This window comes from Cupriavidus sp. BIC8F, from assembly GCF_032465815.1.
Classification (GTDB): Bacteria; Pseudomonadota; Gammaproteobacteria; order Burkholderiales; family Burkholderiaceae; genus Cupriavidus; species Cupriavidus necator.
The window spans coordinates 4,281,580-4,295,348 of sequence record NZ_CP136094.1 but is presented as its reverse complement, the minus strand read 5'-3'; the positions used below and the strand labels follow the sequence as shown (position 1 = coordinate 4,295,348).

General features: G+C 67.0%; 12 protein-coding genes, 1 tRNA gene and 1 pseudogene. 11 read left to right on the top strand and 3 right to left on the bottom strand.

The genetic code is table 11. From position 1 onward, the window contains the following. Positions 1-171: 171 nt before the first annotated feature. The 7 genes and pseudogenes from RS901_RS20195 to RS901_RS20165 all read left to right on the top strand — a co-directional run. Positions 172-1,746: pseudogene (locus RS901_RS20195) on the top strand (DUF4118 domain-containing protein); the annotation flags it as partial. Positions 1,747-1,777: 31 nt separating this feature from the next. Continuing rightward, entirely contained in the window at positions 1,778-2,473 is a 696-nt protein-coding gene (gene kdpE, locus RS901_RS20190; RefSeq protein ID WP_316150765.1) for a two-component system response regulator KdpE, read from the top strand. Positions 2,474-2,645: 172 nt separating this feature from the next. Beyond that, on the top strand, positions 2,646-3,035 hold the full coding sequence (locus RS901_RS20185; RefSeq protein WP_316150764.1) for a cupin domain-containing protein: 390 nt from the start codon (positions 2,646-2,648) through the stop codon (positions 3,033-3,035). Between the two features lie 50 nt (positions 3,036-3,085). Next, positions 3,086-4,063 (top strand): tripartite tricarboxylate transporter substrate binding protein, encoded by a 978-nt coding sequence (locus tag RS901_RS20180; protein WP_316150763.1) that lies wholly within the window; start codon positions 3,086-3,088, stop codon positions 4,061-4,063. 59 nt (positions 4,064-4,122) lie between these two features. Beyond that, complete coding sequence (locus RS901_RS20175; protein ID WP_114132425.1) at positions 4,123-5,289, top strand: acyl-CoA dehydrogenase family protein; 1,167 nt, start codon at positions 4,123-4,125, stop codon at positions 5,287-5,289. A 12-nt stretch (positions 5,290-5,301) separates the two neighbouring features. Beyond that, positions 5,302-6,465 (top strand): CoA transferase, encoded by a 1,164-nt coding sequence (locus RS901_RS20170; RefSeq protein WP_316150762.1) that lies wholly within the window; start codon positions 5,302-5,304, stop codon positions 6,463-6,465. Positions 6,466-6,534: 69 nt separating this feature from the next. Beyond that, a complete protein-coding gene (locus RS901_RS20165) occupies positions 6,535-7,302 on the top strand; it encodes an IclR family transcriptional regulator (RefSeq protein WP_316150761.1) in 768 nt (255 codons plus the stop codon). 105 nt (positions 7,303-7,407) lie between these two features. Here the strand turns inward: RS901_RS20165 and RS901_RS20160 are convergent. From RS901_RS20160 to fdxA, 3 genes are all read right to left on the bottom strand, one after another. Then, a tRNA-Asn gene (locus RS901_RS20160) sits at positions 7,408-7,483 on the bottom strand. Between the two features lie 242 nt (positions 7,484-7,725). Beyond that, positions 7,726-8,835 carry an NAD(P)/FAD-dependent oxidoreductase gene (locus tag RS901_RS20155; RefSeq protein WP_316150760.1) on the bottom strand — a complete coding sequence of 370 codons (1,110 nt, stop codon included), beginning with the start codon at positions 8,833-8,835 and terminating at the stop codon, positions 7,726-7,728. An 87-nt stretch (positions 8,836-8,922) separates the two neighbouring features. Then, positions 8,923-9,246, bottom strand: a complete 324-nt coding sequence (gene fdxA, locus RS901_RS20150; protein ID WP_010814656.1) for a ferredoxin FdxA — start codon at positions 9,244-9,246, stop codon at positions 8,923-8,925. A 315-nt stretch (positions 9,247-9,561) separates the two neighbouring features. On the opposite strand from fdxA, the gene RS901_RS20145 reads away from it, so the two are divergent. From RS901_RS20145 to RS901_RS20130, 4 genes are all read left to right on the top strand, one after another. Beyond that, entirely contained in the window at positions 9,562-10,134 is a 573-nt protein-coding gene (locus RS901_RS20145; protein ID WP_316150759.1) for a hypothetical protein, read from the top strand. 75 nt (positions 10,135-10,209) lie between these two features. Further along, positions 10,210-11,388: a nicotinate phosphoribosyltransferase gene (pncB, locus tag RS901_RS20140; RefSeq protein WP_316150758.1), complete on the top strand. Its 1,179-nt coding sequence runs from the start codon at positions 10,210-10,212 to the stop codon at positions 11,386-11,388. A gap of 108 nt (positions 11,389-11,496) precedes the next feature. Continuing rightward, the gene (locus RS901_RS20135) at positions 11,497-12,183 is read left to right on the top strand and encodes a lactate utilization protein C (RefSeq protein WP_316150757.1); all 687 of its coding nucleotides are present in this window, start codon (positions 11,497-11,499) and stop codon (positions 12,181-12,183) included. Positions 12,184-12,340: 157 nt separating this feature from the next. Continuing rightward, positions 12,341-13,765, top strand: a complete 1,425-nt coding sequence (locus tag RS901_RS20130; RefSeq protein ID WP_316150756.1) for a sodium:proton antiporter — start codon at positions 12,341-12,343, stop codon at positions 13,763-13,765. The last annotated feature ends 4 nt before the right edge of the window (positions 13,766-13,769 follow it).

Here is a 13,769-nt window from a genome sequence, read left to right as displayed (position 1 = left end):
GGGGGGGTGGGGGGGGGGGGGGGGGGGGGGGGGGGGGGGGGGGGGGGGGGGGGGGGGGGGGGGGGGGGGGGGGGGGGGGGGGGGGGGGGGGGGGGGGGGGGGGGGGGGGGGGGGGGGGGGGGGGGGGGGGGGGTCCGGCAGGACACCCCCGGTGATGCGTCCATGCTGCCCGGCACCGAGCCGCCGCAGGCAGAAGCCCGGCCTGCGCAGTGGCCGGGCCTGTTGTGGGCGGTGGCCTGGTGCGCCGGTGCCACCGCGCTGTCGGCGCTGGCGCGGCCGTGGTTCGACCTGGTCAATATCGCCATGCTGTTCCTGCTGGCGGTGGCCGGCGTGGCGCTGCGCCACGGACGCACCGCGGGGGCGTTCGCCGCGCTGGTGGCGGTGGGGGCGTTTGATTTCTTCTTCGTGCCGCCGCAGCTGTCGTTCGTGGTCAGCGACGTGCAATACCTGGCGACCTTCCTGGTGATGCTGGCGGTGGGACTGGTGATCGGCCAGCTGACGGCCGGCCTGCGCGAGCAGGCCCAGGTATCGGTGCAGCGCGAGACCGATGCGCGCACGCTGTACGAGCTGGCGCGCGAGCTGTCGGCGGCGCTGACCGACGCGCAGATCGTCGGCATCGGCAGCCGCTTCCTGCGCGCGGCGTTCGATGCGCGTGCCGCGTTTTTCCTGGTCGGCGCGGACGGCCGGCTGCTGCCCGCGGCCACCGACCCCGAGGCCGGCGGCGCGGCACAGAGCGATGCCGTCGACCACGTGCTGGCGCAATGGGTCTTCAACCACGGCCAGCCGGCCGGCACCGGCACCGACACGCTGCCTTCCGGCACGGTGCTGTACCTGCCGCTGAAGGCACCGATGCAGGTGCGCGGCGTGCTGGCAGTGGAGCCGCGCACCTGGCGCGCGTTTGCGCAGCCCGCGCTCCGGCGCCAGGTCGATGTCTTTGCCACGCTGATCGCGATTGCGATCGAGCGGCTGCACTATGTCGAGGTGGCGCAGCAGGCGCTGCTGACGATGGAGTCCGAGCGCCTGCGCAGTTCGCTGCTGGCCGCGGTGTCGCACGACCTGCGCACGCCGCTGACCAGCCTGATCGGCATGGCCGAGACCCTGCAACGCGGCACGCCGCCGCTGGCGCCGGAGGTGGCTGAGACCGTCGGCGCCATGCGCGACCAGGCGCGCCGCATGCACGCCATGGTGGCCAACCTGCTCGACATGGCGCGGCTGCAAAGCCGCAGTGTGGCGCTGCGCAAGGAATGGCAGTCGTTCGAAGAGCTGGCCGGCGCGGCGCTGGCGTCGCTGCGCGATGCGCTGGCGCGGCACCGCGTGGTGGTGGCCGACCTGTCGGCGCTGCCGCTGGTGGAATGCGATGGCGTGCTGATGGAGCGCGTGCTGTGCAACCTGCTGGAGAATGCGGCCAAGTACACCGCGCCAGGCACCGAGATCCGCGTGCGCGGCGAGGTCTCCGATGACGCCGTGCACCTGCTCGTCGAGGACGACGGCCCCGGCGTGCCGGCGGCGATGGCGCGGCAGGTGTTCGAGAAATTCACCCGCGGCGAGCGCGAGTCCGCCACCACCGGGGTGGGCCTGGGGCTGGCCGTGTGCGAGGCCATTGTGCAGGCGCATGGCGGCAGCATCCGCGTCGAGCCGGTGCATGCGCAGGCGCAGGGCCAAGGCACCGGCGCGCGCTTCGTGATCACGCTGCCGCGCGGCAACCCTCCGGTGCTGGAACCGGAAGCGGCCGGCTTGCCGGCCTGAACCCGACAGCCTTTCAAGGATCCGACGCGTCATGCCATTCGAGTTCTCGCCCACGGTGCTGCTGGTGGAAGACGAGCCCCATATCCGCCGCTTCGTGCGCGCGGCGCTGCAGGACGAGGGCTGCACCGTGCACGAGGCCGAGTCGCTGCAGCGCGGACTGATCGAGGCCGGCACGCGCCAGCCGGACCTGGTGATCCTGGACCTGGGGCTGCCCGATGGCGACGGCGTATCGATGATCGGCGACCTGCGCACCTGGACCGAAGTGCCGGTGCTGGTGCTGTCGGCGCGCACCGCCGAGGCCGAGAAGATCCGCGCGCTCGACGCCGGCGCCGATGACTACCTGACCAAGCCCTTCGGCGTGGGCGAACTGGTGGCGCGCCTGCGCGTGCTGCTGCGCCGCCATGTGCGTGCGGGCGCGCAGGGGCGGGCGCAGGTGGCCTTCGGCGAGATCGCCGTGGACCTGGCCAACCGGCAGGTCACGCGTGCGGGGGAGTCGGTGCACCTGACGCCGATCGAGTTCCGGCTGCTGGCGGTGCTGCTGGCGCATCGCGGCAAGGTCATGACCCACCGCGAACTGCTGCGCGAGGTGTGGGGGCCGTCGCATGCCGACAGCAGCCAGTACCTGCGCGTCTACATGGGGCACCTGCGGCACAAGCTGGAAGCCGACCCGGCCCAGCCTGCCTACCTGCTGACCGAGATAGGGGTGGGTTACCGCTTCGCCGGCTGATCGCCGGGGCACCTGAAGGAGCACTTTCTTGCCGATCACGCGCCGCGTGAGGCTGGCGCTCGCCCCTCGCGTCCACTCCCGGTAAACCCGCAACGGCGTCGAAATCGTTTGACGGATAAATTCAACGGAATAAACTATTATTCATAAATATGAATTCAGGCAGGAGCGCCGCATGCAGGACCAACCCATCTATTTCATCTCGACCGACGACGTCGAGGGTTACCACCCCGCCAACCATGTCGGCACCCTCAACCGCCGGCTGATCGGGCCCGAGACCGTGGGATCGCGGCACCTGGAAGTGATCCACGGCACCATCGAGAAGGGCAAGGGCGCGCTGCCGCATGCGCATCCCGGCATCGAGCAGGTCTGCTACGTGCTGGAAGGCCGCGCCGTGGCCGAGGTCGGCGGCCAGCGCAAGGAGCTGGGCCCGGGCGACTGCTGCTTCTTCCCGCCGGACCAGATGCATGTGTTCACCGTGGTCAGCGACGAGCCGGCCAAAATTCTGGTCATCTATTCCCCGCCATACGAGGAATCCCCCGAGCGCGTGATACGGCCCGCATAAGACGCGGCTGGTCACGGCAAGGGATTGAACAACTACAGGAGACAACCACCGTGAAGTCCTTCAGGAACGCCTTTGCCAGCCTGGTGCTCGGGTGCACCGCGGCGCTGGCCGCCACCCCGGCGCTGTCGGCCGATGAATTCCCGTCCAGGCCGCTGCGCCTGGTGGTGCCGTTCGCTGCCGGCAGCGGCACCGATGCCGTGGCCCGCCTGACCGCCAAGTACCTGGGCGAGGCGCTGCAGCAGCCGGTGGTGGTGGACAACAAGCCCGGCGCCAACGGCACCATTGCCGCCGAGTTCGTGGCCAAGGCCCCGGCCGATGGCTACACGCTGTTCATGACCACCAACACCACGCATTCGGCCAACCCGTCGCTGATGAAGCAGCTGCGCTATGACCCGGTCAAGGATTTCACGCCGGTTTCGCGCATGGGCAACCTGCCGTTCATGCTGGTGGTCAATCCGGCGCTGCCGGTGAAGACGCTGCGTGAGTTCATCGACTATGCCAAGGCGCATCCGGGCCTGAGCTATGCCAGCGGCAACAGCACTGGCATCGTGTCGGGCGCCACGCTGTCGAAGATGGCCGGGCTGAACATGCTGCACGTGCCATACAAGAGCACGCCGCCGGCGATGACCGATGTCATGGGCGGCCAGGTGCAGGCGATGTTCGTCGACTTTGCCGCGGGCATCGCCAACGTGCGCGCCGGCAAGCTGCGTGCGCTGGCGGTGACCACGGCGCAGCGCAGCGCGCTGCTGCCCGACCTGCCGCCGCTGGCAAGCGTGCCGGAGCTGAAGGGTTTCGACGTGACCTCATGGAACGGCGTGTTCGCGCCGGCCGGGGTGCCGGCGCCGGTAGTGCAGCGGCTCAATCGTGAACTGGTTGCCATCGCCACCAGCAAGCAGCATGCGCCGCAGTTCCACGCGCTGGGCTTCGAGCCGTTCGGCAGCACGCCGGCCGAGCTCAGCCAGTTTGTCGTGGCCGAGCTGCAGAAGTGGGCGCGGCTGGTGAAAGACGCGGGCATCCAGCCGGAGTAGGCGCTCTTCGGGCAACCACCAGGCAACGAACAAGACAACGACATCAGGCAGGTAACGCTATGAATTTCGACCTCTCCGAAGAACAGGCATCCATCGTCGAGGCCGTGCAGCAGGTCTGCACACAGTTTGACATGGAGTACTGGGACCGCCTGGACAAGTCCGGCACCTATCCGCACGAGTTCTACAAGACGCTGTGCGAAGGCGGCTGGCTGGGCGTGGCGATGCCCGAGGCCTTCGGCGGCGCGGGCCTGGGCATCCTGGAAGCGGCGCTGGTGATGCAGACCATCTCGCAGTCGGGCGCGGGCATGACCGGCGCCTCGGCGGTGCATATGAATGTGTTCGGCCTGAACCCGGTGGTGGTGTTCGGTACTGACGAACAGAAGGGCCGCTTCCTGCCGCCGCTGATCGCCGGCCAGGAGAAGGCCTGTTTCGGCGTGACCGAACCCGACGCGGGCCTGGACACCACCAAGCTCAAGACCTTTGCGCGCAAGGTGCCGGGCGGCTATTCGGTGAGCGGGCGCAAGATCTGGATCTCGACCGCGCAGGTGGCCGACCGCATGCTGCTGCTGGCGCGCACCACGCCGCTGGAGGCGGTGAAGAAGTCGACCGAAGGGCTGTCGCTGTTCTACACCAAGGTCGACCGCAGCAAGATCGAGATCCGCGAGATCGACAAGATGGGCCGCGCCGCCGTCGATACCAACATGCTGTTTATCGACGACCTGTTCATCCCGGAGGAAGACCGCATTGGCGAGGAGGGCAGGGGCTTCGAATACATCCTGCACGGCCTGAACCCGGAGCGCATCCTGATCGCCGCCGAGGCCATCGGCCTGGGCCGCGCGGCGCTGGCCATCGCCACGCAGTACGCCAAGGAGCGCGTGGTGTTCGGCCGCCCCATCGGCATGAACCAGGGCGTGCAGCATCCGCTGGCGCAAGCCTGGATGCAGCTGGAATCGGCCAACCTGATGATGCTCAAGGCCGCCGCGCGCTATGACGCAGGCCAGTCCTGCGGCGCCGAGGCCAACACGGCGAAGTACCTCGCCGCCGAGGCCGGCCATAACGCCTGCCAGACCGCGATCCTGACGCTGGGCGGCATGGGCTACTCGCGCGAGTACCGCGTCGAGCGGCTGCTGCGCGAGTCCTATATCCCGCGCATCGCGCCGGTCAGCCCGCAGCTGATTATGTGCTTTATCGCCGAGCGCGTGCTGGGCTTGCCCAAGTCGTACTGAGCGGGAGCGACGATGCAAGCAGAGCAAGCGCAGGCGAGGGCGGCGACCGGGCCGCTGGCCGGCATCCGCGTGATCGACATGACCTCGGTCGCGATGGGGCCGTATGCCACGCAGATCCTCGGCGACATGGGCGCCGAAGTCATCAAGGTCGAGCCGCCCGCCGGCGATGTGTTCCGCCATGCCGAGCCGGCGCGGCACGCAGCCATGGGCGCCAGCTTCCTGAATCTGAACCGCAACAAGCAGTTCGTGGTGCTGGACGTGAAGCAGCCCGACGACCTCGCCGCGCTGAAAGCCTTGATCGCCACGGCCGATGTCTTTGTCTCTAACGTGCGGCCGCAGTCGCTGCGCAAGCTTGGGCTGGACTATGCGTCGCTGCGCGCGGACCATCCGCGGCTGATCTATTGCGGCGCTTATGGCTATTCGGAGGAGGGTCCCTACGCGGGCGCGCCGGCATTCGACGACATCATCCAGGCGCGCAGCGGCATGGCGCAATTCCAGGGTGCCAATTCAAACGACGGTCCGCAGTACGTCAATACTATCCTGGCCGACAAGGTGGCCGGGCTGACCGTGGCCTATGCGATCCCGATGGCGCTGTACGAGCGCGAGCGCTCCGGCCAGGGCCAGGCCATCGAGGTGCCGATGTTCGAGACGCTGGTGTCCTTCCTCGCCACCGAGCAATTGGCCGGGCAGACCTTCATCCCGCCGCTCGGGCCGGCCGGCTATCCGCGCGTGATGTCGGCGCACCGAAAGCCCTATCGCACGCGCGACGGCCATATTGCGCTGCTGCCCTATACCAGCGCCCAATGGCTGCGTTTTTTTGATGTGTCAGGCCATGCGGAACTGGCCCACGATCGGCGCTATGCCACCCCGGCCGCGCGCAGCGCCAATATCGACGCGCTCTACGCCACGCTGGCCGAGATCGTCGCGCAGCGCACCACGGCCGAATGGCTGGACCTGCTGCGCGACGCCGATATCCCGCACAGCGAAGTGCCGCATTTCGACAGCCTGGCCGACGACCCGCACCTGCGCGCCACCGGCATGATGTTCGAATACGACCATCCCAGCGAAGGCCGTCTGCGCGGGGTCGGCATCCCGACGCGCTTCTCGCGCACCCCTGGCAATATCCGCAGCTGGCCGCAGGCGTTGCCGGGGTCAGGTGGCGCGGAGGGCGGCTGACGCCCTTTGCCGGCCGACTCCGCCGCGTACAATCCCGGCCAACAGATACTGAAGTCGAGGAAGCCTACGATGGCAGAAAACGAAGCAGCGGAGAAGTCCGGCTACGCCAGCGTCAAGACGGCGCTGCGCGTGATCGAGATCATGGAGATCTATGCGCGCGAAGGGCGCTCGCTGACGCTGACCGAGCTGGCCAGGCTGCTGGGCGCGCCGATGTCGAGCTGCCTGGGGCTGATCCGCACGCTGGCCTCGCTGGGTTACCTGTACGAGACCGGACGCCGCCAGGGCTACTACCCGACGCGCCGGCTGCTCGATATCGCCCAGCGCATCGCGCGCAACGACCCGCTGCTGGAGCGCGTGCAGCCGGTGCTGGAATCGCTGCGCGACACCACCGGCGAGACCGTGATCTTCGGCAAGCTGCAGGACGACGGGCGCGTGCTGTACCTGGAGGCGCGCGAATCCGCCAATCCGGTGCGCTATATCGCCGCGCCGGGCGAGCTGCGCGATGCGCATGTCAATTCGATCGGCCGCGCCATCCTGGGCGCAATGACGGCCAGCGCGCGTGGCGAGCTGCTCTCAGGCCTGTCGTTCGCCGCGCGCACGCCGCGCACCATCGGTTCGGCGCAGGAACTGGAAGCAATGATGCAGGCCTGGCAGAAGCAGGGTTGGTATCCGAATTTCGGTGAGTCGTTCCCGGACCTGGGGGCCATCGCCATGCCGGTAACGATGGGTGGCGTGACCTATGGCCTGTCGGTGGCGGGACCGCTGCATCGGGTCGAGGTCAATGCGGAGGCCATCGTCGCGGCACTGAAGGTTGCCAGCGCTTCTCTGCAGGAATGATGTAGAAGAAGGGAGGGCGTTGCGGCAGTCGGTCTGCCGTGACGCGTTGCGCCGAAGCCCAAAACGAAAAAGCCCGGTGCGTTTGCACCGGGCTTCCGTATCGGTTGGCTCCCCGACCTGGGCTCGAACCAGGGACCTGCGGATTAACAGTCCGTCGCTCTACCGACTGAGCTATCGGGGAACAGCTGAGAAAGAAATTATAGCCAGTTTCTCTTTTCTTCGTCAACACCTTTTCGACATTTTGTTCTTGTCAGAAGGTGTCTGGAAGCTTCCGGCTTGCTGCCTGCCGTACGGTGCGAAGGGCATCTCTGCTGGCTTCGTGCCGTCGTGTCGAACAGCGAGGCCGCATTATAGCTACGGTTTTTGGTTTGTGCCAGAAAAAAACCGCCTCGCGGCGGTTTTTTTCTGCGGCACTTGCTCTGCTCAGTCGAACACCGGCGAATCCACGCCGAGGATCTTGTGCAGCTTCGGCGAGGTGGTGGTGTACTGCATGTGGATTTTCTTCTCGGGGAAGATATACGGCGCAGCACCGAAAGCGGCCAGCGCGGCCTCGTGGAAGCCCGACAGGATCAGCTTCTTCTTGCCGGGGTAGGTGTTGATGTCGCCCACCGCGAAGATGCCCGGGATATTGGTCTCGAACTTCTCGGTGTCCACCTTGATCTGCTTGCGCTCCAGGTCCAGGCCCCACTCGGCGATCGGGCCCAGCTTGGGCGACAGGCCGAAGAACACCAGCAGGTCATCCACCGGCATGCGGCGGGTCACGCCGTCGGCGCCGGTCACCTTGATCTCGGTGAGCACGCCGTCCTTCTCTTCATAGCCGCCGACCTGGCCGACCAGGAACTGCATTTCCATCTGTTCGCACAGTTCCTTCATCTTGGCGACCGAGGCGGGCGCGGCGCGGAAGCCGTCGCGGCGATGGATCATCACCACCGACTCGGCCTTGCCGACCAGGTCCAGCGTCCAGTCCAGCGCCGAGTCACCGCCGCCGATGATCACCAGGTTGCGGCCATGGAAGCGGCTCGGATCCTTGACGCGGTAGAACAGCTGCTTGCCGTCGAACTTGTCGATGCCCTCGACCTTCAGCGTACGCGGCTGGAACGAACCCACGCCGGCGGCGATGAAGATGGTCTTGGTGATGAAGCGGGTTCCGAGCGAGGTCTCGACGAAGAAGCGGCCGTCTTCGCGGCGCTCCACGACGGCGACTTCCTGGCCCAGGTGGAAGGTGGGCTCGAACGGCTCGATCTGCTTGAGCAGGTTGTCGGTCAGTTCCTGGCCGGTGCAGATGGGCACGGCCGGGATGTCGTAGATGGGCTTGTCCGGATAGAGTTCCACGCACTGGCCGCCGACCACCTTCAGGGAATCGATGACATGTGCCTTGATCTCGAGCAGGCCCAGTTCAAAGACCTGGAACAGGCCCACCGGGCCGGCACCGACGATCAGCGCATCGATTTCCTGCGGCTGGCCGCCTGCAGGGCTGCCGCCGTCGACCTGCTTGGTCGTGTCGGCGACGGGATTTGGAATGCTCAAGTCCATATTCGTCCTGATACGTTTGCGTGGGCCGCTTGTGCCCAGTATTGCCCGGTATTGCGGAAAACGCGCCGGGACGGCTTTCTTGTTCTGTCAGCGCTGCAGGTATTGCAGCTTGTCAGTGGCGTCCTTCCATTCCTCGGCCTCGGCCAGCGGGGCCTTGGTCTTGGTGATGGAGGGCCAGTTGCGGGCCAGTTCTGCGTTCAGGTCGATGAATTGCTGCTGGTCGCCCGGCACGTCTTCCTCGGCGTAAATGGCGTTCACCGGGCATTCGGCCACGCACACGGCGCAGTCGATGCACTCATCCGGGTCGATAGCCAGGAAGTTGGGGCCTTCGCGGAAACAATCGACCGGACACACGTCAACGCAGTCTGTGTAGCGGCAACGGATGCAGGATTCGGTGACAACGTGAGTCATTTCGGTTCCAGGAAAACAGGTCGGCTTTTAATGGGAAACTGTGGGGCCGCTTCTTGCCGGCGGACGCGCCGCATCTACCGCATGGTGCCGCATGGCAGCATGGGCTGGACGAGCGCCGGCCGAGGCCTTTCGGAAAGCGATATTGTAGCCGAGCCTTCTGGCAAGAATAGCGGGTCTATATAGCCGGATCAGATAGTTTTCTTATTTCTTTATGTACTTTTGATTTAACGCATGGCGGCCTGCTGGCATGTCGGCCCGCCAGCGGGCATGATGAAGGCCGCCAGCAGTCACTTGCATCCGTGCCGGGAGACCCGTATGCCACGCCAGCTTTGCCTTGCCAGCCGTGCCAGCCTGCGGCGCAGCGCCGCGATATGCCGGATCTTCGCGCCCATTGCTGTGCTGCTGACGGCATTTCTGGCGCCGATCGGGGCCGTTGGCGCCCAGACCCTGGTCCAGTCGCCGGGCATGGCCGACAGCGTGGTATCGCGCCTGGTGGCGTGGCGCGCGCGCACTGACGCGCCGGTCGCGTTGCCGGCGCTGACCGCGTTCGACTGGGACCACTTCAGCGTGACCGATTCGCCCGCGGGCGATGCCATTGCCCATTGCGGCCGGGCCGGCCTGATGCCGTGCGGGCCGCAGCTGCAGCCGCAGCCGGGCGACCGGGTGCAGGTGCTGCGCTTCGAGCGCGCCGGGGCGCAGGTCTACACCGAGCGCATCATGGCTGGCGACGGCGCCTTTGCCGAGCCGCTGCCTCAGCGGGTGCCGCGCGCCGCCGCCACGCTGGTGTCGTGCCCCGGGACCGATGGCCGCCAGTTGTGGTGCCTGCAGGGCAAGGCAAAGGGCAGGGAGGCGCCGCGGCAGCCACAGCCCTTCCTCGATGGTGGTTGAGCGGCAAGAGTGGCCGGAGGCGGCCAGACTTCGGTTAGCATGATGTACTGACCCGGCATCGCCGTCTGGCCCGCTATGATCATCCCGTCTCTGCTCGACACCGACCTGTACAAATTCACGATGATGCAGGTGGTGCTGCATCAGTTCCCGCAGGCGCAAGTGGAATACCGCTTCAAGTGCCGCAACCCGGGCGTCGACCTGACGCCCTATATCGATGAGATCCGCACCGAGCTGGCACACCTGTGCCAGCTGCGCTTCACCGACGACGAGCTCGCCTACCTGCGCGGCCTGCGCTTTATCAAGAGCGATTTCGTCGACTTCCTCGGCCTGTTCCACCTGAACGAGAAATATGTCTCGGTGCGGCCGTCCCCGCAGGGCAACGGCGAGATCGAGATCTCGATCATCGGCCCGTGGCTGCATACCATCCTGTTCGAAGTGCCGGTCCTGGCCATCGTCAACGAGGTCTATTTCCGCCGCACCCAGCCCAGGCCCGACCTGGCCGAAGGCCGCCGCCGGCTGGACCACAAGCTGGCCTTGCTGAAGACGCCCGAGCTGGCCGATTGCGTGATCGCCGACTACGGCACACGCCGGCGCTTTTCGCGCGAATGGCAGGAAGAGGTGCTGCTGACCATGCGGCGCCTGCTGGGGCCGCAGCTGGCCGGCACCAGCAACGTCCACTTTGCCCGCCTGCACAATATGGTGCCGCTGGGCACGATGGCGCATGAATACCTGCAGGCCTGCCAGGCGCTGGGCCCGCGGCTGCGCGATTCGCAGGTGTATGCGCTGGAGCGCTGGGCGCGCGAATACCGCGGCGACCTGGGCATCGCGCTGTCGGATACCTATGGCTTCGATGCCTTCCTGCGCGACTTTGACCTGTATTTCTGCAAGCTCTTCGACGGCGTGCGCCATGATTCCGGCGACCCGATGCTGTGGGGCGAGCGCATGGTCGCCCACTATGCCGCCAACCGCGTCGACCCGCGCACCAAGACGCTGATCTTCAGCGACAGCCTCGACATCCCGCGCGTGATCGAGCTGTACGAGCGCTTCCATGGGCGCTGCCGGCTGGCCTTTGGCGTCGGCACCAACCTGACCAACGACCTGGGCTATACCCCGTTGCAGATCGTGATCAAGATGGTGCGCTGCAACGGGCAGCCAGTGGCCAAGCTGTCGGACACACCGGAAAAGACCATGTGCGACGATGTCGGCTACCTGTCCTACCTGCGCCAGGTGTACTCGGTTCAGCCTGCGGCGTAGCAAAATTCAACACCTTGCGCCGGCCATCGCATGCTTTGCACGCGACGGGCGCCACTATAATCGGCGCATCGCGCGCTCGCCGCGCTTTGCGACCCCCAGCCAGTCCTTATGGAAACCAACGACGCCCGCGACCGCATCTTTGCCCGCATCCGTGCTGCCCAGGGCAGACCGACCCGGCCGAGCGCGGGCGAACGCGAAGCCGTGGCCGACTACCTGTCGCGCCACCCGCAGGGCCCGCGCCCGGCGGTGCCGGCCGACCTGGCCGAGGCTTTCCTGGCGCAGGCGCAGCGCATGGCCTCGACCGTGGACCGCGTGGCGGCGATGGACGAGGTTCCCGCCGCCACCGCGCGCTTCCTCGACAGCCTGAACCTGGTCCATCGTGCCGTGGCGTGGGACGCGCTGGGCCCGCTGCCGTGGCAGGCCGCGGGGCTGGCGGTGGAATGCCGCCCGCCGGTGCGCGAGGTCGAGGCCGACCGCGAGCATGGCGACCTGGTCGGCATCACCGGCTGCTTCTGCGCGATTGCCGAGACCGGCTCGCTGATGCTGCTGTCGGGCCCGGCCACCTTTGCCTCGGCCGCGCTGTTGCCCGAGACCCATGTGGCGGTGGTGCCGCGCTCGCGCATCGTTGCCGGCCTGGAAGACGCCTTTGCGCTGGTGCGCAGCGAGCGCGGCGAACTGCCGCGCGCCACCAATATCATCAGCGGGCCTTCTCGCACGGGCGATATCGAGCAGACCATCGTGCTTGGCGCCCATGGCCCGTACCGCGTGCATGTGATCCTGGTCGACGAGGCCTGAACCCGCGGCTTCCGCGGCACGGAATGCGCTGCATCGCTGATGCCGCAAGCCCGGCGCAAGAAGGTGCATGAATTACACTTGCAGGCTCGCCTGCGTGCCGCGGCTTCGTGCCGGCGGTGCGCCAATGAATGCTGCATTCCCGAGGAGATCCTGCCTGATGCGACGTGCCTCCGTGCTGTTGCCACTGCTGGCCGTGCTGGCCGCCTTTCCCGCCGTCGGCCTTGCCGCGGACCTTGACGGGGCGTCGCTGTCCTCGCTGTGGGGCCTGCCGTTCGCCGGCATCCTGCTGTCGATCGCGGTGTGGCCGCTGGTAGCGCCCAAGTTCTGGCATCACCACTACGGCAAGATCGCCGCGGGCTGGGGGCTGCTGTTCCTGCTGCCGTTCGCGGCAGCGTTCGGTACGCATGCGGCCGCGGCCAGCGCGGTGCACGCGCTGCTGGCGGAGTACATCCCGTTCATCGTTCTGATCGCCTCGCTGTATATCGTGGCGGGCGGCATCTGCGTGCGCGGCAACCTGCACGGCACGCCCGGGCTCAATACCGGCATCCTGGCGCTGGGCACGCTGCTGGCCAGCTTCATGGGCACCACCGGCGCGGCCATGCTGCTGATCCGGCCGCTGCTGCGCGCCAATGACAACCGCCGCCACGTGGCGCACGTGGTGGTGTTCTTTATCTTCCTGGTGGCCAATGCCGGCGGCTCGCTGACGCCGCTGGGCGATCCGCCGCTGTTCCTGGGCTTCCTGAAGGGCGTGGACTTCTTCTGGACCATGCGCAACATCTTCCCGGAGACGGTCTTTATCTGCGTGGTGCTGCTGGCGCTGTTCTACCTGCTCGACCGTCACTACTACCACAACAAGGAAGAGGAGCTGCCGCCGCGCAGCGACCCCACGCCGGACTCGGGCGGCATCGCCATCGAGGGCAAGTTCAACTTCGTGCTGCTGCTGGCCGTGATCGGCCTGGTGCTGATGAGCGGACTGTGGAAGCCGGGCATCTCGTTTGACATCCTGGGCACCGAGGTGGCGCTGCAGGCCGCTGTGCGCGATGCGCTGCTGGTGGTGGTGGCGGTGGTGTCGCTGCTGGTGACGCCGCAGACGGCGCGCGCCGGCAATGAATTCAACTGGGAGCCGATCCTGGAAGTCGGCAAGCTCTTTGCCGGCATCTTCCTGACCATCATCCCGGTCATCGCCATGCTCAAGGCCGGCACCGACGGCGCCTTCTCCGGCGTGATCCGCGCGGTCAGCGACAGCAACGGCCAGCCGGTCGACAGCATGTACTTCTGGGCCACCGGCCTGCTGTCCTCGTTCCTGGACAACGCGCCGACCTACCTTGTGTTCTTCAACACCGCCGGTGGCGACGCGGCCACGCTGATGACGCGCGATGCCTCGACGCTGGCCGCGATCTCGGCCGGGGCCGTGTTCATGGGTGCCAATACCTATATCGGCAATGCCCCCAACCTGATGGTCAAGGCCATTGCCGAGAACCGCGGCGTGCGCATGCCGAGCTTCTTCGGCTACATGCTGTACTCGGGCATCTTCCTGATGCCGCTGTTCGTCATCATGACCTTCCTTTTCTTCCGAGTTTGATGCC